23 protein-coding genes and 2 tRNA genes are annotated in these 21,633 nt (G+C 26.3%); 9 read left to right on the top strand and 16 right to left on the bottom strand.

Annotation, left to right across the window (positions count from 1 at the left end; translation table 11 throughout):
- Positions 1–8 precede the first annotated feature (8 nt).
- The 5 genes from gyrA to ACTTAQ_RS02780 all read left to right on the top strand — a co-directional run bounded on the left by gyrA (position 9) and on the right by ACTTAQ_RS02780 (position 4,848).
- A complete protein-coding gene (gene gyrA / locus ACTTAQ_RS02800; RefSeq protein WP_440695370.1) occupies positions 9–2,555 on the top strand; it encodes a DNA gyrase subunit A in 2,547 nt (848 codons plus the stop codon).
- A complete protein-coding gene (gene coaD / locus ACTTAQ_RS02795; protein WP_440695368.1) occupies positions 2,548–3,045 on the top strand; it encodes a pantetheine-phosphate adenylyltransferase in 498 nt (165 codons plus the stop codon). The genes gyrA and coaD overlap by 8 nt, the downstream gene beginning before the upstream one ends.
- Positions 3,045–3,608: a peptidylprolyl isomerase gene (locus ACTTAQ_RS02790; protein ID WP_440695366.1), complete on the top strand. Its 564-nt coding sequence runs from the start codon at positions 3,045–3,047 to the stop codon at positions 3,606–3,608. Before coaD ends, ACTTAQ_RS02790 begins: the two co-directional genes overlap by 1 nt.
- Entirely contained in the window at positions 3,609–4,715 is a 1,107-nt protein-coding gene (gene tgt / locus ACTTAQ_RS02785) for a tRNA guanosine(34) transglycosylase Tgt (RefSeq protein WP_440695364.1), read from the top strand.
- A gap of 57 nt (positions 4,716–4,772) precedes the next feature.
- Positions 4,773–4,848 (top strand) — tRNA-Lys (locus ACTTAQ_RS02780).
- 137 nt (positions 4,849–4,985) lie between these two features.
- Here the strand turns inward: ACTTAQ_RS02780 and ACTTAQ_RS02775 are convergent.
- Positions 4,986–5,810 (bottom strand): M48 family metallopeptidase, encoded by an 825-nt coding sequence (locus ACTTAQ_RS02775; protein ID WP_440680117.1) that lies wholly within the window; start codon positions 5,808–5,810, stop codon positions 4,986–4,988.
- A 116-nt stretch (positions 5,811–5,926) separates the two neighbouring features.
- Here ACTTAQ_RS02775 and ACTTAQ_RS02770 point away from each other — a divergent pair, with 116 nt between their 5' ends.
- Positions 5,927–6,547, top strand: coding sequence for a DUF502 domain-containing protein (locus tag ACTTAQ_RS02770; RefSeq protein WP_440695362.1), 621 nt, complete (start codon positions 5,927–5,929; stop codon positions 6,545–6,547).
- A 191-nt stretch (positions 6,548–6,738) separates the two neighbouring features.
- Here the strand turns inward: ACTTAQ_RS02770 and ACTTAQ_RS02765 are convergent, their stop codons facing one another.
- Positions 6,739–7,110, bottom strand: a complete 372-nt coding sequence (locus ACTTAQ_RS02765) for a cyclophilin-like family protein (RefSeq protein ID WP_440695360.1) — start codon at positions 7,108–7,110, stop codon at positions 6,739–6,741.
- Positions 7,111–7,198: 88 nt separating this feature from the next.
- Here ACTTAQ_RS02765 and ACTTAQ_RS02760 point away from each other — a divergent pair, with 88 nt between their 5' ends.
- The gene (locus tag ACTTAQ_RS02760; protein ID WP_440695357.1) at positions 7,199–8,158 is read left to right on the top strand and encodes a site-specific integrase; all 960 of its coding nucleotides are present in this window, start codon (positions 7,199–7,201) and stop codon (positions 8,156–8,158) included.
- A complete protein-coding gene (locus tag ACTTAQ_RS02755) occupies positions 8,155–9,018 on the top strand; it encodes a hypothetical protein (RefSeq protein ID WP_440695355.1) in 864 nt (287 codons plus the stop codon). Before ACTTAQ_RS02760 ends, ACTTAQ_RS02755 begins: the two co-directional genes overlap by 4 nt.
- Here ACTTAQ_RS02755 and ACTTAQ_RS02750 read toward each other — a convergent pair.
- The 10 genes from ACTTAQ_RS02750 to ACTTAQ_RS02705 are packed head-to-tail and all read right to left on the bottom strand — an operon-like array spanning position 9,013 to position 19,035.
- Positions 9,013–9,693 (bottom strand): class I SAM-dependent methyltransferase, encoded by a 681-nt coding sequence (locus ACTTAQ_RS02750; protein WP_440695353.1) that lies wholly within the window; start codon positions 9,691–9,693, stop codon positions 9,013–9,015. The genes ACTTAQ_RS02755 and ACTTAQ_RS02750 overlap by 6 nt on opposite strands.
- Complete coding sequence (locus ACTTAQ_RS02745) at positions 9,677–10,561, bottom strand: glycosyltransferase family 2 protein (protein WP_440695351.1); 885 nt, start codon at positions 10,559–10,561, stop codon at positions 9,677–9,679. Before ACTTAQ_RS02745 ends, ACTTAQ_RS02750 begins: the two co-directional genes overlap by 17 nt.
- A gap of 4 nt (positions 10,562–10,565) precedes the next feature.
- Complete coding sequence (locus ACTTAQ_RS02740) at positions 10,566–12,635, bottom strand: glycosyltransferase (RefSeq protein ID WP_440695349.1); 2,070 nt, start codon at positions 12,633–12,635, stop codon at positions 10,566–10,568.
- Positions 12,628–13,401, bottom strand: coding sequence for a TatD family hydrolase (locus ACTTAQ_RS02735; protein ID WP_440695347.1), 774 nt, complete (start codon positions 13,399–13,401; stop codon positions 12,628–12,630). Before ACTTAQ_RS02735 ends, ACTTAQ_RS02740 begins: the two co-directional genes overlap by 8 nt.
- A complete protein-coding gene (metG, locus tag ACTTAQ_RS02730) occupies positions 13,394–14,896 on the bottom strand; it encodes a methionine--tRNA ligase (RefSeq protein WP_440695345.1) in 1,503 nt (500 codons plus the stop codon). Before metG ends, ACTTAQ_RS02735 begins: the two co-directional genes overlap by 8 nt.
- Positions 14,896–15,672 (bottom strand): hypothetical protein, encoded by a 777-nt coding sequence (locus ACTTAQ_RS02725; protein WP_440695343.1) that lies wholly within the window; start codon positions 15,670–15,672, stop codon positions 14,896–14,898. Before ACTTAQ_RS02725 ends, metG begins: the two co-directional genes overlap by 1 nt.
- The gene (gene tmk, locus ACTTAQ_RS02720; protein WP_440695341.1) at positions 15,650–16,288 is read right to left on the bottom strand and encodes a dTMP kinase; all 639 of its coding nucleotides are present in this window, start codon (positions 16,286–16,288) and stop codon (positions 15,650–15,652) included. Before tmk ends, ACTTAQ_RS02725 begins: the two co-directional genes overlap by 23 nt.
- A complete protein-coding gene (locus ACTTAQ_RS02715) occupies positions 16,279–17,415 on the bottom strand; it encodes a D-alanyl-D-alanine carboxypeptidase family protein (protein ID WP_440695339.1) in 1,137 nt (378 codons plus the stop codon). The genes tmk and ACTTAQ_RS02715 overlap by 10 nt, the downstream gene beginning before the upstream one ends.
- Positions 17,412–18,056: a hypothetical protein gene (locus ACTTAQ_RS02710; protein WP_440695337.1), complete on the bottom strand. Its 645-nt coding sequence runs from the start codon at positions 18,054–18,056 to the stop codon at positions 17,412–17,414. Before ACTTAQ_RS02710 ends, ACTTAQ_RS02715 begins: the two co-directional genes overlap by 4 nt.
- The gene (locus ACTTAQ_RS02705; RefSeq protein WP_440695335.1) at positions 18,049–19,035 is read right to left on the bottom strand and encodes a lytic murein transglycosylase; all 987 of its coding nucleotides are present in this window, start codon (positions 19,033–19,035) and stop codon (positions 18,049–18,051) included. Before ACTTAQ_RS02705 ends, ACTTAQ_RS02710 begins: the two co-directional genes overlap by 8 nt.
- Before the next feature lie 60 nt (positions 19,036–19,095).
- Between ACTTAQ_RS02705 and ACTTAQ_RS02700 the strand changes: the two genes are divergently transcribed.
- A tRNA-Ser gene (locus ACTTAQ_RS02700) sits at positions 19,096–19,185 on the top strand.
- Here ACTTAQ_RS02700 and serS read toward each other — a convergent pair.
- Genes serS through ACTTAQ_RS02680 form a run of 4 tightly spaced genes read right to left on the bottom strand, consistent with a single transcriptional unit; the run spans position 19,186 to position 21,604 of the window.
- Positions 19,186–20,454, bottom strand: coding sequence for a serine--tRNA ligase (gene serS / locus ACTTAQ_RS02695; RefSeq protein ID WP_440695333.1), 1,269 nt, complete (start codon positions 20,452–20,454; stop codon positions 19,186–19,188). It abuts the tRNA gene before it with no gap.
- Positions 20,454–21,197 carry a twin-arginine translocase subunit TatC gene (gene tatC / locus ACTTAQ_RS02690; RefSeq protein WP_440695331.1) on the bottom strand — a complete coding sequence of 248 codons (744 nt, stop codon included), beginning with the start codon at positions 21,195–21,197 and terminating at the stop codon, positions 20,454–20,456. Before tatC ends, serS begins: the two co-directional genes overlap by 1 nt.
- A gap of 5 nt (positions 21,198–21,202) precedes the next feature.
- Positions 21,203–21,415 (bottom strand): Sec-independent protein translocase protein TatB, encoded by a 213-nt coding sequence (gene tatB / locus ACTTAQ_RS02685; RefSeq protein WP_009360235.1) that lies wholly within the window; start codon positions 21,413–21,415, stop codon positions 21,203–21,205.
- Between the two features lie 3 nt (positions 21,416–21,418).
- A complete protein-coding gene (locus ACTTAQ_RS02680; protein ID WP_009360236.1) occupies positions 21,419–21,604 on the bottom strand; it encodes a twin-arginine translocase TatA/TatE family subunit in 186 nt (61 codons plus the stop codon).
- Positions 21,605–21,633 lie beyond the last annotated feature (29 nt).

The raw sequence follows: 21,633 nt of genomic DNA, 5'->3' as shown, positions 1-21,633 counted from the left end.
AATAATAAATGTCATCAAAAAATCTAGGCAATAGAAATATTAGTGATGAAATGAAGTCCTCATATTTATCTTATGCTATGAGTGTAATTGTTTCTAGAGCATTACCGGATGCTCGTGACGGACTAAAACCCGTACACAGAAGAATAATATACGCTATGTATAAAGGTGGTTATGATTGGTCCAAGCAGTTTAGAAAATCTGCCAGAGTAGTTGGGGATGTAATAGGTAAGTACCATCCTCATGGAGATCAAGCTGTATATGATGCACTTGTTCGCTTAGCACAAGATTTTTCAATGAATACAAAATTGCTAGAAGGTCAAGGTAATTTCGGATCTTTAGATGGTGATAGAGCAGCTGCTATGAGATACACTGAAACTAAGTTAGCGAAAATATCCGAATTTCTAATTTCTGACATTGATAAGAATACTGTTAATTTTCAAAATAATTACGATGACACTGAAACTGAACCTGTTGTTCTTCCAGCTCAATTTCCAAATTTATTAGTAAATGGTGCCGGTGGTATTGCAGTTGGAATGGCAACAAATATACCACCTCATAACCTTGGAGAAGTAATGGATGGAACTTTAGCATATTTAGATAATAATAAAATCTCTGTATCTGAAATTATGAAAAAAATTCCAGGTCCTGATTTTCCAACCGGCGGGATTATCTTAGGAAAAAATGAAATAAAAAATGGATATGAGAAAGGCAGAGGTTCAATTAAAATAAGAGGTGAAATAGAAATTGAAGAAGGATCACGAGATAGAAAACTAATAATTATTAAATCTGTTCCTTATCAAGTTAACAAAACCGTTCTTATTGAAAAAATAGCTCTTTTAATTAGAGATAAAAAATTAGAAGGTATTGCAGATCTTCGAGACGAGTCAAATAAAGAGGGCGTGAGAATTGTAATTGAATTGAGAAAGGGAGTTAATCAAGAAATTATAATAAATCAGCTTTATAAATTTTCTCCATTAGAAAGTTCTTTTGGGTTTAATACTTTAGCAATAAATGAAAAAAAACCAGAACTATTAAATTTAAAACAATTCATTGAAATTTTTGTTAGCTTTAGAGAAAAAACAATTATCAAAAGAACTTTATTTGATTTAAAAAAAGCAAAAGACAGATCTCATATTTTAATAGGTTTATTTATTGCTATAGAAAATATAGATGAAATAATATCTATTATAAGAAAATCTAAAACGCCTAATGATGCTAAGGTTTCATTGTTAAAAAAAACTTGGAATTTTAAAAAATCAAAATTAGACAAAAACATATTAAATATTAATGAATTAAATGATTTAGATCACTACCAATTATCAAATTTTCAAGTTAAAGCTATATTGGACTTAAGATTGCAAAAATTAACAGCAATAGGTTATGATGAAATCAATGATGAATTATCAGAACTTTATGAATTAATAATAAAACTTAAAAAAATACTAATTGACAAAACTGAGTTAATTAATCTTATAAAAAACGAATTAATTGGTATAAAAAATAAATTTTCAACACCAAGAAAAACAAAAATCATTGATCAAATTACTTCAGTAGAAGTTGAGGATGTTATTCAAAAAGAACAGGTAATTGTTACCGTTACAAACAAAGGCTACATTAAAAGAACGCCAATAACTAATATTAAAGCTCAAAAAAGAGGTGGGAGAGGAAAAATTGGCATAATTACAAGAGAAGAAGATTTCGTAACACAATTATTCTCAGTGAATACTTTGACACCTGTATTATTTTTTTCAAATAAAGGGATTGTTTACAAATTAAAAACTTGGAAGATTCCAGAAGGTTCAAATCAATCAAAGGGTAAGTCTTTACATAACTTACTACCTATAGATAATCAAAGTTATGTTTCATCTATTATGCCTTTGCCAGAAAATGAAAATGAATGGTCTGATTTAAATATAGTTTTTATTACAAAATTAGGAAAAATAAGAAAAAATAATTTAGAAGATTTTAAGAATATTCAATCTAATGGAAAAATTGCTATGAAGCTAGACAAGGACGATGAAATAGTTTCCGTAAAATTACTTAAAGCAAATGAAGATGTAATGATTAATTCTTATCTTGGCAAAAGCTTAAGAGTTAATAGTAAAAAAATTAGATTATTCAAAGGTAGAAGTTCAAAAGGAGTAAAAGGAATAAACTTGAAAAACAATGATCGTGTAATTTCTTTATCTATTTTAAATCCAAACATTATCTCTTCTGATAAGGATGAAATGAAATCTAAAGAAGAGTTTATCTTAACAATAACTGAAAATGGCTATGGCAAAAGGTCATCAGCATACGAGTTTAGAGAAACAGGCCGTGGCGGACAGGGTATTATAAATATTTCAACAACTGAAAGAAATGGAAATGTTGCTGCTTCTTTTCCAATTAAGTCTGACGATGATATAATGTTAGTAACCAGCAAAGGTCAAATGATAAGAGTTAAAGTAAATGAAATAAGAGTAGCGGGTAGAAATACTCAAGGGGTAAGAATATTCAAAACATCTTCGGATGAAAAAGTTGTAACTGCAGTAAGATTAGCTGACAATAATGAGTAAAAGAATTGCACTATACCCCGGAACATTTGATCCAATAACTTTTGGGCATCTAGATATTATTAAAAGAGCTACAAAAATTGTCGATGAGTTGCATGTTGCTATAGCTACTAATAATGAAAAAAAATGTCTTTTTAATTTAAAAGAACGAATTGATATAGTTAAGAAAACTATTTATGCACTCCCTAAAAATATAAAAAATAAAATAAAAGTTACTAGTTTTAATATGCTTACAGTAAATTATTGTAAAAAAATTAACGCATCTATTATAATCAGAGGATTAAGAGTCGTTGCAGATTTTGAATATGAATTTCAATTGTCAGGCATGAATAACAAGCTAGATAAAAATATCCAAACTATATTTTTAACAGCAGATATAGAAAATCAAGCTATTTCATCAAGAATGGTTAAGGAAATTGCCTCACTAAATGGCAATGTTGCTAAATTTGCCCCGAGACCAGCATTAATATATTTAAAAAAGAAATATAAATAATGAATTTAAATAAAAAAATTTTATTAGTTTTTTTTTTATTATTATTCACAACAAAAGGAGAGTCAGTGGAAAATCCAAAAATAACGTTAAAGCTTAAATACGGAGAAGTAAAAATTGAATTATTCAAAGATATAGCACCAAATCACGTAGAGAGAATTTTAGAATTAAGCAAAAAGGGTAAGTATGATGGTGTTGCATTTCATAGAGTTATAGATGGTTTTATGGCTCAAACTGGTGATGTACAACACGGTAATACAAAAAATAATTTTAATCCCGCCATGGTAGGGACAGGTGGATCTGATTTACCTGATTTAAAGGCAGAGTTTAATGATGTTCCACATGAACGCGGGATTCTGTCTATGGCAAGATCACAAAGTCCAGATAGCGCAAATAGTCAATTTTTTATTTGTTTTGATACACACTCACACTTGGATAGACAGTATACTGTTTTTGGCAAAGTAACTTCGGGTATGGAATTTGTTGATCAAATCAAAAAAGGTGCACCTGGCTCTGGTTCTGTTGATAATCCAGATATTATTGAAAAAATAACAATTGAAAAATAAATGCCAGCGACGTTTTCATTATTAAATGAAGACAGCGGTGCAAGACTTGGTAGGATTGATACCAGAAGAGGTTCAATAGATACTCCAGCCTTTATGCCGGTTGGTACAGCCGCAACTGTTAAAGCTCTAACTGTTGATCAGGTTAATCAAACAGGATCGCAAATAATATTATGCAATACTTATCATCTTTATTTGAGACCAGGTACTGACCGGATTGAAAGATTTGGTGGTTTGCATGGCTTCATGAATTTTGAAAAACCTATTCTCACTGATTCAGGTGGCTTTCAAGTTATGTCACTATCAAAAAATACAAAAATAAGTGAAGATGGAGTAGCATTTAACTCTCATATTGATGGTAAAAAAATATTTTTGTCACCAGAAACAAGTATAGATATTCAAAAAAAATTAAATTCTGACATCGTTATGGTTTTTGATGAATGTCCTGAGTACTCGAAAGATAAAGGCATAATTAAAAACTCAATGGATTTGTCTATGAGATGGGCAAAAAGATCTAAGATTGAATTTGGAAATAATGATGAAAAAATGCTTTTTGGTATTGTTCAAGGTGGAATATTTAATGACCTTAGAAAAGAAAGTCTAAATAGATTAATCGACATAGGTTTTGACGGTTATGCTCTTGGTGGACTTGCGGTAGGGGAGTCTCAAAAAGAAATGTTCGAAACAGTTGAGGAAATCTCTCCACTAATGGATAAATATAAACCCAGATATGTCATGGGAACTGGAACTCCAAGCGACTTATTAGGAGCTGTTAAAAGAGGAATTGATATGTTCGACTGTGTTCTTCCTTCACGGACTGGAAGAACTGGTTTAGCTTTTACATGGGAAGGAAAATTAAATTTGAGAAATGCTAAATATACCAAAGATGACGCTCCTCTGGATATTAATGTTGATTGCCCAGCATCAAAACTATATTCACGAAATTATTTGAATCACTTGATAAATTGTAATGAAATTTTGGCATCTACACTGATTACTTGGCATAATATTGCTTTCTATCAAGATCTTATGAAAAAAATTAGAATTTCCATAAAAAATGGAAATTTTGAAGATTTTTACAATCAACACATTGAAAAATTAAATTATTAAAAAGCTTGAAATATATAGGTTTTTTTAATACATGAAGTTATTGTTTTCATAACATGTGGGCCCTTAGCTCAGTTGGTAGAGCAATTCCCTTTTAAGGAATGGGTCGCAAGTTCGAATCTTGCAGGGCTCACCACATAAAAGCATGTTTTATTTTTTAAATTGTTTTAAGTGTAAATCTTCTGTGAAAGTTTCAATTAACGATTATAGATCAAAAAAAAGAGTTTATTGTTCTAATTGTTTGAATGAGACCTTTAAAAAAATAAAAAAAAATTAGATATTTTTAATTTTTGGAAACTGACTTCTTATTTGTGGTATCCAATTTCTTATTTGTCTAATTCTATTCGTTGGAGAAGGGTGTGTACTTAAAAACTGAGGAACTTCAGAGCCCATTTCTTTTTTCATACGCTTCCAAAGCTCTGCACCCTCATAAAGATTATATCCCGTAAGAGATGCAAAAGCTAAACCAAGGTAATCAGCCTCACTTTCTTGACTTCTTGTAAAAGGATTAAAAACACCAACTTGTAGAATATCTACACCAGTATTTTGGCCAACAGTATTTCTTGTTCTGCTTATTGCTCCACCAGTAAATATATCTATTACCGCGGTACCCAAATTTAAAGCCATTGCTGCGCTTGCTCTTTCAACAGAATGCTTAGCAACAGCATGTGCAATTTCGTGACCCATAACATTTGCTAAACCATCTTCATTTTTAGTTACTTTTAATATTCCCGTATAAACAGCAATTTTTCCACCAGGCATACACCAAGCATTTAATGTCTTATCATCATCTACTAATATATACTCCCATTTAAAATTCTTTGTTGGATCTTTTAGATTTTTACTATTAAAATAAAAAGCAATTGCTTTTTCCATTTTTTCACCAATTCTTTTAATCATATTAAGCGTTTTTATATCTTTGCTCATTTTAGCTTTCTTTTTAAATTGATTATAAGCTTTTATTGCATTTGCATTTATTGTTGCTTCAGGAATAATTTTTAATTGTTTTCTATTCGTAATAGGTGCAGACGTACATGAAGGTAATAATACGGAGCAACAACCGCACCCTAAATAAGTAATAAATTCTCTTCTTTTCATTATCTGTATTATATTATATTATTTAAGCATGAATCTAAATAATAAAGTTTTAATAGTAATTTTAGTACTAATTTTGACATTTATAATTTATTCAGCCGGTCACAGCATATAAAATAATGTCAAAAGATACTGAGATTAAAAAAATATCATTTTTAGCTAAAATTAGGAATTATTTTTTAGCTGGAATTGTAGTTTTAATACCAATAGGCATTACAATTTATTTTTCAATATTTGTAGAAAGGGCATTTTCAAATTTATTACCAAAATATCTAAATCCTAATAATTTTCTTCCTTTTGATATTCCTGGTTTAGAAATATTAATAACATTCTTCATTATAACATTTATTGGAATGTTATCAGTTACATTTGTTGGTAGATATTTTATAAACTTAAATACCAAGTTGTTTAATAGAATTCCTGTCTTAAAAACAATTTTTAATGGTTTAACTCAGCTAACCAAAAGTTTTGCGTCAGATGACACTAATAATAAGAAAAAAATGGTTTTAATTGAGTATCCAAGGAAGGGTATTTATTCTCTTGGCTTTGCAACCAGTGTTAATTCAGGTGAAGTTACTGATAAAGTAGGGGAGAAAATGATTAATATTTTTGTTCCAACAACACCAAACCCCACAAGTGGTTTTTTATTAGTGGTTCCTGAAAAAGACGTCACGTATTTAGATATGTCTTTTGAGGAAGCTTCTAAGTTTATAATGTCAGCAGGCTCAATTAAGTCTTAATTACTGATAATTTTGCAATTCTAGGCTGCTCAAGAGGAACAGAGATGGCTAAATCGCTATACTCTCTTGAGCATAGTTATTTTTTATGTTTTTTAGCTATTTTGTCTATAGTTATTATGTTTACTATTAATTAAATATATAAATTAGATATATATAATATAATATTGATTATAAACGTTTTTTTTAATATATTAATTAATAAATTTAATTATAGTATCATCTTTTATAGACTTAAAAAAATTGATATCGTTATCTTTAGTATTAAATTTTGCCCATACATTAACTTTAGAAACTAGCCTTATTTCCTCATTTATAGACGCTGGTGTTACACCAAAGCCTATTGCAATCGAATTCCCTTCTACCCAATAAGCAATTTCACCAAAATCCATGGTATTTCGAGCATTTTCCTCTAATTTAATACCTTTAATTGGAGTTTTGAAATAAATCTCATCACCCCAAGTGCTTATTAATGAACTAAATTCTTTTGATTTGCTTATGATATGAGCAGTTTTAGTATCTAATAGACTTATGTTAATTGTTTTATTGTTAACTAATAATTTCATTCTTAAGAAATAAATGCATTTTATTTGTATTGACATCTATTATTGGTTGTATTATTAGTAACGATAATTTATTGTTATCACTAGTAATATGAAAAGTTTGTCAAATGAAATAAAAAATTTAGAACTAGAAACTCTTGAAAATATAAAGCACTCAAGAGCATTTAATACATCTAGGGCTTACAAATCTGATTTTAGAGATTTTGTTATATTTTGTAATAATTTAAATAAAAACTCTATAAGACCGGAAATTAAAGATATCAGTCTATATTTAACAAAATTATCAAAAGAAAATTTAAAATTTAGCACTATAAAAAGAAGGTTAGTTTCAATAGTAATTGCCAATAGATTAAAAGGCCACCATATAGACACAAAGCATCCAGTTATAAACGAAAATTTAAAATCAATTAAAAGAAAAATTGGTTCGATTCAAATTGGCAAGAAACCGCTGTCATTAGAAGATTTAAAAAAAATAATAATCTCAATCAATACGAATTTTAAAATTCATAAAAATAGAAAAATTAGAGATAAAGCGTTATTATTAATTGGTTTTGCAGGAGGGTTTAGAAGGTCGGAATTAGTCAATTTAGATTTTCAAGATATAGAATTTGTTAACGAGGGAATAAAGATAATAATAAAAAGATCAAAAACAGATCAGTATGGAGAAGGCTTTTTAAAAGCAATCCCCTATTTTTTAAATTCTGAATTTTGTCCAGTTCATTCATTAAAACATTGGTTAAGTAATTCATATATAAATAAAAACTCTATATTCAGGAAAATTTCAAAAAGCGGAAATATATTGGAAAATAGATTAACAGACCAATCGGTAGCTTTGATATTAAAAAATCACATGGTCAATGCAAATTTAAATCCAACAAATTATTCAGGGCACAGTTTAAGATCAGGCTTTGCAACAGCAACTGCCAATTTAGGAGCTGATGAAAGAAGTATAATGGCTATGACAGGACACAAATCTACTCAAATGGTAAGAAGATATATCAAAGAGTCAAATTTATTTAAAAATAACGCTCTTAACAAAATAAATTTATGAACTTAAAATATAATGAATTAACAATTGTCGTTATATCTTTTAAAAGCAATGAAAAAGTTAAAAATTTACTTTCATTAATCCGTAATACTGTAAATATTATAATTGTAGAAAATTCAAACGATCATTCCCTTAAAAAATATTATTCAGAAGATAATAATATAAAATTTATATCAAAAGATAATATTGGATTTGGACCAGCGATTAATGAAGCGGCTAAATTAATTAATACTAAATATTTTTTTGTTTTAAATCCAGATTTATCAAAAATAAATGAAGATATAATTATCAATTTTTTAAAGTACTCAAATCAATTAAATGATAATTTTGGTGTTTTGGGCCCAAGATATAAAAATTTAGAAAATGACAAGAGTCTTAAACAGAGTGAAAAAAATCAAAATATAAAATATATTGAATGCATTAGCGGTGCCGCTATGTTTTTTTTAAAAAAATCATTTGATTCAATTGGAGGCTTTGATGAAAATATTTTTTTATATTTTGAGGAAAATGATATTTGCAAAAGATTAAATAAAAAAAATAAAAAAGTTTTTCAAATTAATAACATAGAAATTAACCACGAAAGAGGAAATTCTTTTATACCTGATAATATAAGTGAAATTGAAACTATGAAGCTCAATAGTATATGGCATTTTTCATGGTCTAAGTTTTATTATTTAAGAAAACATTATACTTATTTATGTGCAATAATTATAATTTTTCCAATAATTTTAAGATCTATGTTTAAAATACTAATTCACTATTTTTTTAAAAATGAAAAAGATTTGAAAAAATATAAATATCGTCTATCTGGTTTGATTAATAGCATTATTTTAAGCAAATCTTTTAAAAGACCAGAATTATAAAATTTTTAACACTTCCTCGTACTCATGAATATTCATATATTGATTAAAATTTTCATAATAATCTTTAAATTTTAAATTTTTAAAATTGTTATTATTTAAATTTAATAAATTTGTATTTTTATTAATTTTTACAATACCAACACCCATGTCAATTTTACATGTTATGGTATTTAAATTTTTTCTTGTTCTTAAATTTACTATTACCTTCCATACGTCCCCATTCCAGGAGCCACGGTATCTTGGTATGGCTTGATGGGCTATTGACCTCGGCAAACAATCATGAAGCAAAATATAACCATTAGGATTTAAAAAATTCAAAGAATTTTCAACATCTTTAAGACATTGATCATAATGATGTAACCCATCAATAAAAATTACATCAAACATTTTATTATTTTGGGCAAAAAATTCATCACTCGTTCCTCTAAAATTTCCACCCATATAAGGATCAACACCAACTTTATTTTTTATTTTAATTTTAGAGAAACAATAATCATCGTCACATCCAATTTCTAAATAGTTTTCAAAAGAAAAACTGTCAATTATGTACTGAATTAAATCCCACCTTTTTATATTTTTTGGAAACTCAATATTTAATTTTTTAAAAAACCTTTCAACAAAGAAAAAATTATAAATTCTATTTTTGAATAAATTTATTTTATTTAATTTTTCCATATTTCTTAAAAAATAATAGTAAGTATAAATAATTTAATTTACATTTAATTAAATCAAAAAAAAATAAAATGTTTTTTTTTGGATTGTTTAATGGTTTTTTGTACTTTAAGTTTGATTTTAAGTAGTATTTTTTAAAAAATTTAATTGAAACTCCCCATTTTAATAAAAATATTTTACTACTTTTGCTACCATGTCCCCTTTTCAAATTACTTATATTATTTTTTTCATAGTTTCTCAAAACTTTTGATCCAAAATGGTAAACCTTGAAATCATTTAAACCCTTGAAAATTCTTACCCCTTTATTCCATAATTTCATATTAAAATCTGGATCAGAGCCTGAGCCAGGAAAAAATTCCTCACTTAAACCGCCTACCTTATCCCATAAATCTTTATGTACGACACTAGGTGCCCAAGTTGATCCCTGGAAATCAAAATAATTATATTTTTTGTAATTATTTAGAAATTCTACTTCATTAAAACTTTCATAATTATCGCCATAGTCACATTTAATTTGACCTTCGTGCATCATTGTTCCTGATAAATAAAAATTATTGTGTCCAATATTATCAATTTCTTTTTTCAAAATAAAATCCCATTCAGGACAAAAATAAAAATCATCATGCGCATAGAGGACATAATCTTTAGATGATAATTTTTTAGCTCTATTTAATCCTTCACAAATACCAGAATTGTATTCAGTAAATGAATATTTAATTTTATTTTTATTTAAGTAATTAATTGTATCATCAGTACCTTCGCTGACATGCACAATGATTTCGTTATTCAATAAAGAATTTTTTTTTATGCTATTAATACAAATTTTTAAATAGTTTAAATTATTTAATGTAGGAATTAAAATTGAAAACATTTTTTTATGTCCAGAGATATTTTTTTCTTATTTTCTTTTTAAAAATTACATCAAGAATATAATTTATAATTATACTTGTATTAATTTTAGCATGATATTTTTGATAACAATTGGAAGCTATTATTTTTCTTAATTTAGGTTTATCTAAATAATATAATATTTTATTTTTTAAATCTCTTTCAGTGGTAAAATTTATTAATTCATTTTTTTTATCAAAGAAATCAGAGTATAAGTTTTTTTTTTCATTCAATACAAAACAGCCATTCCCGATCAATGAAGATATTCTGTCGCTGGAATAATGTTTTTTGTATTTGCCTCTGCTAAGATTAATTAAAATTTTACTGTTTTTGATTCTATTATAAAATTCATTACCCCAAACTGGTTGTGCATTATTTATTCCAATAAAATTACATTTCACATGATCAGGCAATAAAACTTTCAATTTACTTAAAAATTCTTCTCGCTCATCTATTTTTCCTTTTTTTAAAATTCCTCTATTTTGACCATGGCTTAATGCAAAAAAAACATCAATTTGCTTATTAATCAAATTAAATGATTTAAGATTATCAATCTTTTTATCAACCGGATAAGGTATGAATTTTATTTTATTAGATAAATCTTGTTCTTTTAACATTTTAGGATTTGATGAAATAAAAATATTATTTAAAAACTTGTATTCATAAAAAACTTTTTTAAATTTAAAAAATTCATTAGATATAGAATCTATGAATATTTTTATTATCTTTATATCATTATTAATTGATCTTATTTTTTCAAATGTTTTTATTTCAATTCTATCTGTGTGACCTAAGATAATTAGATCGGGGTTAAATAATTTAACTTTATTAATAATGGCTTTATTAAAACTTTTTATTCCAGATATATCCAAAATCCCCCTGTTATCTCTAATAAAATCTCTATCGCTTATACTTATTAATTTTAATGGATATTTTTTTAACCCAAGTTTAAGTTTATTAAAAAAAGAATAAAATAATCTTTTTTTATTTTTTAAATTTAAATTTGATATTAAAAAAACTTTTTTTACCTTCTCATCTCTATATCTTAGATTTGATATAGATTTTAAAAACTTTTCATTTGTAAAATCAAAACTATTATAAATTTTTTTACTTAAACTATGTAATTTTTTACTATTAGATAAAAGTTTAACTAATAATTCAAATAATTCTTTAGATGAATTATCTTTTAAAATGTACCCATGATGGTTGGTTTCGGGTAGTCCACCTTTATCAGAAGTTATAGATATAGATCCATGTGCGGCCGATTCTATTGGCAATCTACCCAATGGCTCTTCCCAGTTTGAGGGAGCAATAGAAATTAATGCTTTTTCATAAATATTATAAACTTGTTTATTACTAATTTGCCCAAGTTCTTTTATATGATCTTCAACAGGTATTACCCTCCTGGACTCGGTGCCAGCAGAAATAATTTTCCAATCTGAAAATTTTTTTATTTTTTTTATTTTTTTTGTTGCTTGAATAAATACATCATAGCCTTTGGAATGATTTAGTTTTCCACAAAAAAAAATAATTTTTTGTTTTTTTTTATAATTGGATTGTTTTACTCCAGGATAAATTACAATATTTTTTTTGTTAATAAATTTTTTATTTTCAAATTTTTTTTGGATCCATTTACTTAAAAAGACAATATGACAATTGTTGTATATATATTTTTTTTCTTCATTTTTTTTGGAGCCCCTAAGGGTATTTGGATCATTATGAAAAAAAAAAATAATTTTTGATGTGGGAAAATTTTTTTTAATTTCTTTGATGTATTCAGGTCTATTGTGTATTTCTATTGTTTCAAAATTAAAATGTGAAAATTTTTTAATAAAATATTTTATATAATTATAATTTCTAAAATATTTTTTTTGAACTGGATTGTAAAAATAATTTTTTTTGTATTTTGCATTTACAATTGATTTGGAACCATAAATTACAAATTGATCAACATTTTCATTAACTAAACTTTCTTTGACAAAAATTGAGGCTGCACCGGAATTTTTATCCCCAAAACTCTCTTTGTAAGGTAAGATTATAGCTCTTTTTTTATCCATCAAAAAAAATACTATTAAAATTTTTAGTTGTTATCTTTGATATACTATCAAAATCAATATTTTTAATTTTAGATATTTCGCTACACACATACCTTACGTTTGATGGATGATTTTTTTTTCCTCTATGCGGATGAGGAGTCAAATAAGGAGAGTCTGTTTCAATTAAAATTTTATTTATATCAATTTCTTTACACGTTTCTCTTATATTATCAGCATTTTTAAAAGTTATATTTCCGCTAAATGATATATAGCAACCTAACTGGGAACATTTCGTAGCAAAATCAATTGAACCTGAAAAGCAATGTATAATAAATTTTAAATTAATATTTGAATATTTTTTTAATATTAAATAAGTGTCATCTTCAGCGTCTCGTGTATGTACAATTACTGGAAGATTAAATTCTTTTGCAATTTTAATTTGTTCTTCAAAGTAAAAGAATTGTAAATTTTTATCAAAATCTCTGTAATAATCCAAACCAGTTTCACCTAAACCAATAATTTTATTTGATGATTTTATTAATTGCTTTAATTCTAAAAGATCTTCTTTTTTAGAATTAACAGTTGAATTTGGGTGAATACCTACCGTGCAATATATTTCGTTATATTTTTGTGCAAGCTCAATATTTTTTTTGGATGTTGTTAAATCAACTCCAATAGAAAGAAGTTTGTAAATATTATTTTTTTTGCACTCATCTATAGTTCCCTGAATATCATTTATATAAGGCTCATAATATAAGTGACAGTGTGAATCTATTAAACTACTCATATTTTTTAAAAAGTATATCAGGTTTTGTTAACTGATCATTTATGGTTAATTTTTCATTTATATTATCAATTTTTATTTCATTTTCATTTACATTTAAACTTTTTAAAAATTTAATACTTACTAACGGCATAACAGGATAAAGCAAAATAAAAATATTTTTTAACGCTACTAAAGTTGAAAAGAGAATATTTTTAATATTTTGCTCTGAATTATTTTTTTTATTCCATGGCTCATTATCATTGACGTATTTATTTATGGTGGATGAATATGAGTGAATAAATTTTGTATAATTGTGTAATTCGTATTTATCAATAAATTGTATGATTGTTTTTTTATCTACCAACAAATCACTATTTATAGTGTACCCATCATTTATTTGTGGAACTTTGCATTCATAATTTTTATTTAATATAGTAAATATACGATTAGATAAATTTCCAATATTATTTGCTAGATCGTTTAGCGTTATTCTTAAATTATCGATATTAATTTTTCCGTCCAAACCAAAAATTACATCTTTCATCAAATAATACCTAATTTCATCTGATCCATATTGATTTATTAACTCCAAAGGATCTAAAATATTTCCTTTAGATTTTGACATTTTTTCTTCTCCTGAAAGTATCCAGCCATGCCCAAATATTTGTTTTGGAACAGGAAGTTTTGCTGCCATTAGAAAAGCTGGCCAATATACTGCATGAAATCTTAAAATATCTTTTCCAATTATGTGAACATCTGCTGGCCAGAAATCATTATGATTATTAAAATAATTAGTGGCGCTTAGATAATTTGTAAGTGCATCTAACCATACATACATTACATGCTTTTTGTTATTAGGGACCTCAATACCCCAGTCAAAGGTTGTTCTTGATACAGATAAATCTTTTAGTCCACCTGAAACAAAACTTATTACTTCATTTTTTCTACTTTCTGGTTGTATAAAATCTGGATTATTTTTATAAAAATCAAGTAGTGGTTTTTGCCAATCAGAAAGTTTAAAAAAAAAACTTTCCTCTTCCATCCAGGTTACTTCACTTCCACTGCTCTTAGAAATTTTTTTACCATCTAATTCTTCTACTTCATTTTCTAAATAATAAGCTTCATCAGATACTGAATACCACCCTGCATATTTTGATAAATAAAGCTGGTCGTTTTCTTGAAGAAGTGACCATAGTTTTTTTACAGTATTTTTGTGCCTGTCTTCTGTAGTTCTAATAAAATCGGTATTACTTAAATTCAGTGTATTACTTAGGTCAATAAAAGTTTGTGAAATTTTATCACAAAATGATAAAGGATCGCTATTCTGCTCTTCAGCTGCCCTTTGTATCTTTAAACCATGTTCATCAGTACCAGTTAAAAAAGAAACATCGTATCCATTAATTCTTTTAAATCTTGCAATAACATCACTAGCTATACTTGAATAGGCATGGCCCATATGTGGCTTTGCTGAAGGATAATATATTGGTGTTGTAATATAAAATTTTTTATTATTCATTAATTAAACTTTTTTATGATTTTTCTAATATCATTATTTAAAAACAAATTAAGCTTAATTTTTTTTAATGTATTTAAATTTAAATCTGCAGATTCCAATATTTTTGTACTAAAAATTTTATAAAATAAATTTTGATTATCTTTTCTTAATTTTTCTAAGTTTGGATTTAAATTATAAAAATATTTTCTCAAAAAAATTCCAGGTGTATCATTAAAATTAATATTTTCTGAAAAATCATGTAGACTATTATCAAATACAAATTTTTCTATAATAGTTTTATAATATTTTTTATTTAAAAATAATTTTTTTATAAAACATCTAGACATTAATGTTTCTATATTTTGATCAATTAAATTAGAGGTAAATATAAAATATATATTATCATTAGGTTCTTCTATAAGTTTTAATAGTGCATTTACTGAATTAGCATTTAAAAATTGAGAATTTTTAATTATTATAAATTTTGGTAAATCATTAAATGATTTTAACTGGCAAAAATTTATTATATTTCTAACATCATCAATTTTAACGGCCTGCTCTGAACATTCATTTTTTAAGATTAAAACATTACTATCTGAAATTAATTCATCCTCAATATTTGTATTATTTTTTTTTAATAACGAAGATACAAGGTTAAGACAAAACGTATATTTACCAATACCATCAAGCCCTTGTATCATTAATGTTTGCGGTAGTTTTTTAATATCAAAAAGATTTTTGAAAAGTTTTAGCTCTTGTTCAAAACCAATAACTTTATTTAAAATTTTTAATGACATTTTTTTTAATTAAATAATCAACAATTTGTATAGTGATATCTTTTTTATTTTTTGTACCATCAATCTTGATTATTCTATTGTGTTTTTTTGTTAAATTTATAAAACTTTTTCTTAATTTATTGAGTTTTTTTTCTCCATATTCATCAAATCTATCTAACCTACCTCTACCCTTTACCCTTAATTTTGAAATCTTTACTGGAATATCTATAAAGAATGTAATTTTTGGAAAACTTTTTTTACTTATTAAATTTTGCAAAAAATTTATTAATTTAATATCTTGTCCTTGTTCACAATGTTGATAAGCGTATGTAGAGTCTATATATCTATCACATAGAACCAAATACCCTTTTTTTATAAGTTTTTTAATTTTTAAAAAATGATTAGATCTCGCCGCAAAAAGTAATAGAAGTTCTGTTAAATTATCTTCATTATTTTTTAAATCTTTAATAATTAATTTTCTTATTTTTTCTGCTAACCTCGTCCCACCAGGCTCCCTAGTTTTAATACACTTGATTTTTCTTTTTTTTAAAAATTTATATACCTCATGAAGTTGAGTTGATTTTCCACTACCTTCAATGCCCTCAAAAGTAATTAAATTACCCTTTCCTATCCCCATATTAAAAGACTTATAGAATTTAAAAATCTTACAAAGAAATTTTCTTTAGTGGTGTTTGAAGAAGAATAGAGTATTTCTGATTTTATTAAATTATTATCATAATAAATATTCAATTTAGATACTGGAGAGCCTTTTTTTAATTCTCTAGAAAGTATATCTTTTTCATGATCAATTTCGATTTTTAATTTGTTTTTTTTTCTTTTTGGTATTGTTAAATAAATATTATTCTTTAATTCTAATTGCACAGTTTTTTGTTTTAAATTCCAAGTTTTAATATCATAACTTTTATCTATTTTATTAATTTTCAATAAATCAAATCTATTTTCAGCATAACTAAGTAATCTGACTGTTTCTTTTGATCTGGCATTTTTAGAGTCTGTTCCACTTACAACACTTAAGATTCTTCTGTCATTTTTTTTTATTGTCGCGGCTAATGAGTATCCAGAATTATTTAAGTAACCAGTTTTTATACCATCTGCACCCATATCTTTATATAATATTGGATTTCTATTACCTTGCGTAATAGGTGCTCCACCAGTTCTGTCCCAAGTAAATTTTTTTTCAGAATAATACTTATACAAATTTGGAAAATTATTTATTAAATAAATTGACATTTTAGAAATATCTTCAACTGTAGAATAATTATTACCATCATAAATACCTGATGAATTTGCAAATCTAGTATTGGATAAACCAATTTTTTCAGCCATATTGTTCATCATATTTACAAACTCTTCTTCTGTTCCTGCAATTCCTTCTGCTAAAGCGATACAGGCATCGTTACCAGATACTATAATTATTCCTTTTAATAAATTTTCAACGCTAACTCTGTCATTTGGCATAATAAACATTGAAGAAAATCCTTTTGAAGACATTCTCCAAGCATTTTTTGATACTTTAAATTTTTCTTCTAATTTCAAATCTCCTTTTTTGATTAAATCAAAGGCAACAATTGCCGTCATAATTTTTGTTATCGAAGCTGGAGATATTTTTTGTTCTTTGTTTTTTTCAAACAAAACCTCTCCAGATAAAACATCAACTAGATAAGCCTGTTTTGCACTTGTTTCTAAAGCGCTAGATTTTACAGATATAAATAGAAAACAAATTATAAAAATTTTTTTTATCATTGAACTCTTATATTAAAACCGATTAAACCAATTTTTCCTAATTTTAAATATATATTATCATATTCCGTTAAGTTTTTTAATGGACCTATAGAAATAATATGATTTTTAGGAGCATAATCCTTATAAATTAATTTTTTATTTTTAATATTCAAACTTAATAACCTAAATAATGTTTCAGAGTAAGTTTTGTAATAAAATGGACCAAAATCTAAAAAGATTTTTTTTGTTACAACTTTTTGATTATCAATTTTCAAAACCTCTATGGTTTCTATCTTAACTTTTTTATTAATTTTTTTTTCTTCATCAAAAGTTTTTGCTTTTTTTGCAATAAATGATTTGTTCTCTCTCATAGATTGGACAAGAACAAGTGGAAATTCTCTATTTAATCTAATTTCATCATAGACAATTTCTGGCAAATAAATAATTCTTGAGTCAGTTAATTTTAATTGTTCATCTACTTTGTAAACTTTGCTAATTTTATTATTTTTATTAGTAATTTTGATAAGACTATCTTTTTGCAAGTGTGAAATTATTTTATTGTTTTTGGATGTACCAGCGAATCCAGTTTTTTCATATACTTGATATTTATTAGAGCAAGAAACTATAAAAAAAAAAAATATAAGTAAAATTCTTTTATGCATCTTTCAAGTAATCAGAAAAAATACCAATAGTTATTGCAAATCTAAGTGATCTATTCCAATTGAGAATTTTTTCATAATTATTAAAAACCATATATACATCAGAAATTTCTCCATCGGGTTTTACTAATTTTGCTTTTGTATTTAAATTAATTTTATAGCTATCTGGTAATACAACACCCATTTTAATCCAGTCTTTAATTTTTTTTGAATCGGAAAGTTTTCTAGCGTCAAATGTAAAATGTTTTTTATTAATTTCTTTTGTCAGTTTCACTTTTAATCCCCAAGGATTTTTATCCCATCCAATTTTTTTTAAGTAATTTGCTGCTGAAGCAAAAGAATCTTCTAAAGAAGTGTAAAGGTCAATTTTACCATCTCTATTATAATCAATTGCATAATTTTTAATTGATGAGGGCATAAATTGAAAGTTACCATGTGCACCAGCCCAGGATCCTTTTAAATCTGATATGTTTACAACTTGTCTATCTATCAACTTCAAAAGAATTATAAGTTCATTGGAAAAATATTTAGATCTTCTTTTATCAAAACTCAAAGTTGCTAATGCTGAGATTATATCAACTTTACCTTTATGTTTGCCAAAAACTGTTTCTACACCCCATAAAGCTACTAAATAGTTTTTTGGAATTTTATATTTTTTTTCAACCTTATCTAAAAGCTTTTTATTATTATTAATTAATTTTTTTGCATAAATTACTTTTTGTTTATTTACTCTTTTCGCAACGTATACATCTGTTTTTTCGATAAATTCTGGTTGATTTCTATCGTAAGTAATAATTCTTTTTAAAAGTTTTGTGTTCTTAAAAGCTTCATTTACGGTTTTTTTAGAAACACCCTGGTTAATTGCGTATTTTTTATAATTTTCTAACCATGTGCTAAATTTTTCATCTGATTTAGATATAGATGAAAAAATTAATAAAAGAGAGAGAATCAAATACAACGGTCGCATAAATAATATTATCATAGCAAAAAGACCAAGTCATTTGTTGTAATTTTATATGGTTAATTTATAAGTCGTTTTTTCGGAGAGGTGGCTGAGCGGTTGAAAGCACCGGTCTTGAAAACCGGCAATGGGGCAACTCATTCGTGGGTTCGAATCCCACCCTCTCCGCCATTATAAAGTCTCAACATTGCCCATATATTTTTTTAAACATTCAGGAATGGAAATTGATCCGTCAGTATTTTGATAATTTTCTAAAATTGCAACAATTGTTCTGCCAACTGCTAAGCCAGATCCGTTTAAAGTAGCTACTAAATTATTTTTTTTATCTAAAGTTTTATACCTTGCTCTCATCCTATTTGCTTGAAAAGTACCACAAGATGAGCAACTTGAAATTTCTCTATATTTATTTTGAGATGGTAACCAAACCTCAAGGTCATAAGTTTTTTCAGCACTAAATCCCATATCACCTGATGATAAAAGCATCACTCTATATGGAAGTTTTAGATTTTTTAATATTTTTTCAGCACACTCAACCATTCTCTCGAGTTCTTTAAACCTAAATTCTGGTTGAATAATAGATACCATTTCAACTTTAGTAAACTGATGCTGTCTAATCATTCCCTTAGTATCTTTACCTGCAGCGCCCGCTTCTGCTCTAAAACATTGGGTTGCACTTACAAATCTTAAAGGTAATTTTTCATATTCAATTATGCTTTCTGAAACAATATTCGTCAGACTAACTTCACTCGTTGGGATCAGCCATTGATTATTATTCAACTGAAATTGATCTTCTTTAAATTTGGGTAATTGACCAGTTCCATACATTGATTTTTCATTAACAATTACAGGAACGCTATATTCTGTATATCCATTTTCCTCAGTATGAATATCCAGCATAAAATTAATTAATGCCCGTTCTAATTTTGCAAGATTTTCTTTCAAAATAACAAATCTTGAACCTGATATTTTCACAGCTGTTTCAAAATCAATTTTTTTAATCTTTTCTCCAATTTCATCATGTGGCAAAATTTTATCACTAATTTTGCATTCTCCTTCTTTTCTTATCTCAATATTTTGCTTATCATCAGTTCCCAGTGGTACATCTTCATGTGGTAAGTTTGGCAATGACATTAGAATTTCATTTATGGACAAGATCTTTTCTTCAGTAATTTTATCTAATTTAAATATTTCTTCTTTTATTATTGAAACTTTATTACTTAGTTCATTAAATTTTTTTTGATCATCTTTATTTTTTCCCAACTCCTTAGAAATTGTATTTCTTTCATTTAACAACTTTTCTTTTTGTTCTAAAAAATTTCTATAAGTTTTGTCTAGTTCCAAAATATTGTTTATAATTTTTTCTGGGTCATCAATATTTCTTTTCTTAAGATTCTGAATAAAATTTTCTGGATTTGATCTTATATCTTTAATATTTAACATTATTTTTTCTCGACAAATTTTACTGTAAAAATAGATATCTCATATAGAAGCAGTAAAGGTAAAGCCAGACCTATTTGCGTTATAGGATCTGGTGGAGTTAAAATTGCAGCCATACTAAATATAATAATAACAACATATTTTCTTCGAGTTTTCAAATATTCAGAAGTGATGAATCCTACTTTTGCCAAAAGAGTTAAAAAAACAGGTAATTGAAAACTAATTCCAAAAGCTAAGATTAAACGCATCACTAAAGATAAATATTCATTAACTTTTGCTTCTAGCTGAATTGGTAACGATCCATTTATAGCCGCTGTTTCAAAAGATAAAAAAAACTTTATGGCCAATGGCATAATCAAATAATAGACAAGCATTCCTCCAAGCAAAAATAGAACTGGTGTTGCAATTAAAAATGGTAGTAAAGCTAATTTTTCATCTTTATAAAGTCCTGGAGCAACAAATTTCCATATTTGCATTAAAATTAAAGGGCATGAAAAAAAGAATGCAGCAAAAAAAGCAAGTTTTAAATATGTTAAAAACGTTTCATGCAAGGCCGTAAAAATTAATCTACGATTATTACCATCACCTTTAACTGCTTGGGCGTATGGATCAACCAAGAAGTTATAAATTTTGTCAGAAAAAATATAACAAACAATAAATGTTATTATTAGAAAAATTATAGATTTGAGTAGTCTACTGCGTAACTCTATTAAATGCTCACTAACTGTAGACTTTTTTTCTGTCATAAATTTTATGATTTATTTTTATTTTTCTTATCTTTTTCAATTTCAGTTTCTAAATCTACAGAATTTTCAATATCTTCTTGAATATTAGATACGTATGATTTTATTTTCTTTATCGATGAAGTGATTTTTTTTACAACAACGGGTAAATCCTTTGGTCCAATAATTAGTACAGCTAGTACTATTATCACCAAAAGCTCAGACCAACCTATCTGAGGCATATATTAACTTTCTGATTTATTGTTATCGTTATTAGAAATAGATTTATTTTCAGGATCGTCAGACATCCCTTTTTTAAAACTCTTGATGCCCTTAGCAACATCCCCCATTAATTCAGATATTTTTCCTCTTCCAAATAATAAAACGACCAACGCTACAACAATTGCTATTTGCCAAAATCCAATGCTCATAATTACAATTATAGTTAATTAAAAAAATA

The sequence above is a fragment of the Candidatus Pelagibacter sp. HIMB109 genome, assembly GCF_052048155.1.
Lineage (GTDB): Bacteria > Pseudomonadota > Alphaproteobacteria > Pelagibacterales > Pelagibacteraceae > HIMB114.
The sequence above is the reverse complement of the archived record's forward strand: the minus strand, read 5'-3'. Positions and strand labels throughout refer to the sequence as shown.

Bases quoted from the DNA above. Each gene is read 5' to 3' on its own strand.
- gyrA (WP_440695370.1), top strand. From the start codon at position 9: ATGTCATCAAAAAATCTAGGCAATAGAAATATTAGTGATGAAATGAAG.
- coaD (WP_440695368.1), top strand. From the start codon at position 2,548: ATGAGTAAAAGAATTGCACTATACCCCGGAACATTTGATCCAATAACT.
- ACTTAQ_RS02790 (WP_440695366.1), top strand. From the start codon at position 3,045: ATGAATTTAAATAAAAAAATTTTATTAGTTTTTTTTTTATTATTATTC.
- tgt (WP_440695364.1), top strand. From the start codon at position 3,609: ATGCCAGCGACGTTTTCATTATTAAATGAAGACAGCGGTGCAAGACTT.
- ACTTAQ_RS02775 (WP_440680117.1), bottom strand. From the start codon at position 5,810: ATGAAAAGAAGAGAATTTATTACTTATTTAGGGTGCGGTTGTTGCTCC.
- ACTTAQ_RS02770 (WP_440695362.1), top strand. From the start codon at position 5,927: ATGTCAAAAGATACTGAGATTAAAAAAATATCATTTTTAGCTAAAATT.
- ACTTAQ_RS02765 (WP_440695360.1), bottom strand. From the start codon at position 7,110: ATGAAATTATTAGTTAACAATAAAACAATTAACATAAGTCTATTAGAT.
- ACTTAQ_RS02760 (WP_440695357.1), top strand. From the start codon at position 7,199: ATGAAAAGTTTGTCAAATGAAATAAAAAATTTAGAACTAGAAACTCTT.
- ACTTAQ_RS02755 (WP_440695355.1), top strand. From the start codon at position 8,155: ATGAACTTAAAATATAATGAATTAACAATTGTCGTTATATCTTTTAAA.
- ACTTAQ_RS02750 (WP_440695353.1), bottom strand. From the start codon at position 9,693: ATGGAAAAATTAAATAAAATAAATTTATTCAAAAATAGAATTTATAAT.
- ACTTAQ_RS02745 (WP_440695351.1), bottom strand. From the start codon at position 10,561: ATGTTTTCAATTTTAATTCCTACATTAAATAATTTAAACTATTTAAAA.
- ACTTAQ_RS02740 (WP_440695349.1), bottom strand. From the start codon at position 12,635: ATGGATAAAAAAAGAGCTATAATCTTACCTTACAAAGAGAGTTTTGGG.
- ACTTAQ_RS02735 (WP_440695347.1), bottom strand. From the start codon at position 13,401: ATGAGTAGTTTAATAGATTCACACTGTCACTTATATTATGAGCCTTAT.
- metG (WP_440695345.1), bottom strand. From the start codon at position 14,896: ATGAATAATAAAAAATTTTATATTACAACACCAATATATTATCCTTCA.
- ACTTAQ_RS02725 (WP_440695343.1), bottom strand. From the start codon at position 15,672: ATGTCATTAAAAATTTTAAATAAAGTTATTGGTTTTGAACAAGAGCTA.
- tmk (WP_440695341.1), bottom strand. From the start codon at position 16,288: ATGGGGATAGGAAAGGGTAATTTAATTACTTTTGAGGGCATTGAAGGT.
- ACTTAQ_RS02715 (WP_440695339.1), bottom strand. From the start codon at position 17,415: ATGATAAAAAAAATTTTTATAATTTGTTTTCTATTTATATCTGTAAAA.
- ACTTAQ_RS02710 (WP_440695337.1), bottom strand. From the start codon at position 18,056: ATGCATAAAAGAATTTTACTTATATTTTTTTTTTTTATAGTTTCTTGC.
- ACTTAQ_RS02705 (WP_440695335.1), bottom strand. From the start codon at position 19,035: ATGATAATATTATTTATGCGACCGTTGTATTTGATTCTCTCTCTTTTA.
- serS (WP_440695333.1), bottom strand. From the start codon at position 20,454: ATGTTAAATATTAAAGATATAAGATCAAATCCAGAAAATTTTATTCAG.
- tatC (WP_440695331.1), bottom strand. From the start codon at position 21,197: ATGACAGAAAAAAAGTCTACAGTTAGTGAGCATTTAATAGAGTTACGC.
- tatB (WP_009360235.1), bottom strand. From the start codon at position 21,415: ATGCCTCAGATAGGTTGGTCTGAGCTTTTGGTGATAATAGTACTAGCT.
- ACTTAQ_RS02680 (WP_009360236.1), bottom strand. From the start codon at position 21,604: ATGAGCATTGGATTTTGGCAAATAGCAATTGTTGTAGCGTTGGTCGTT.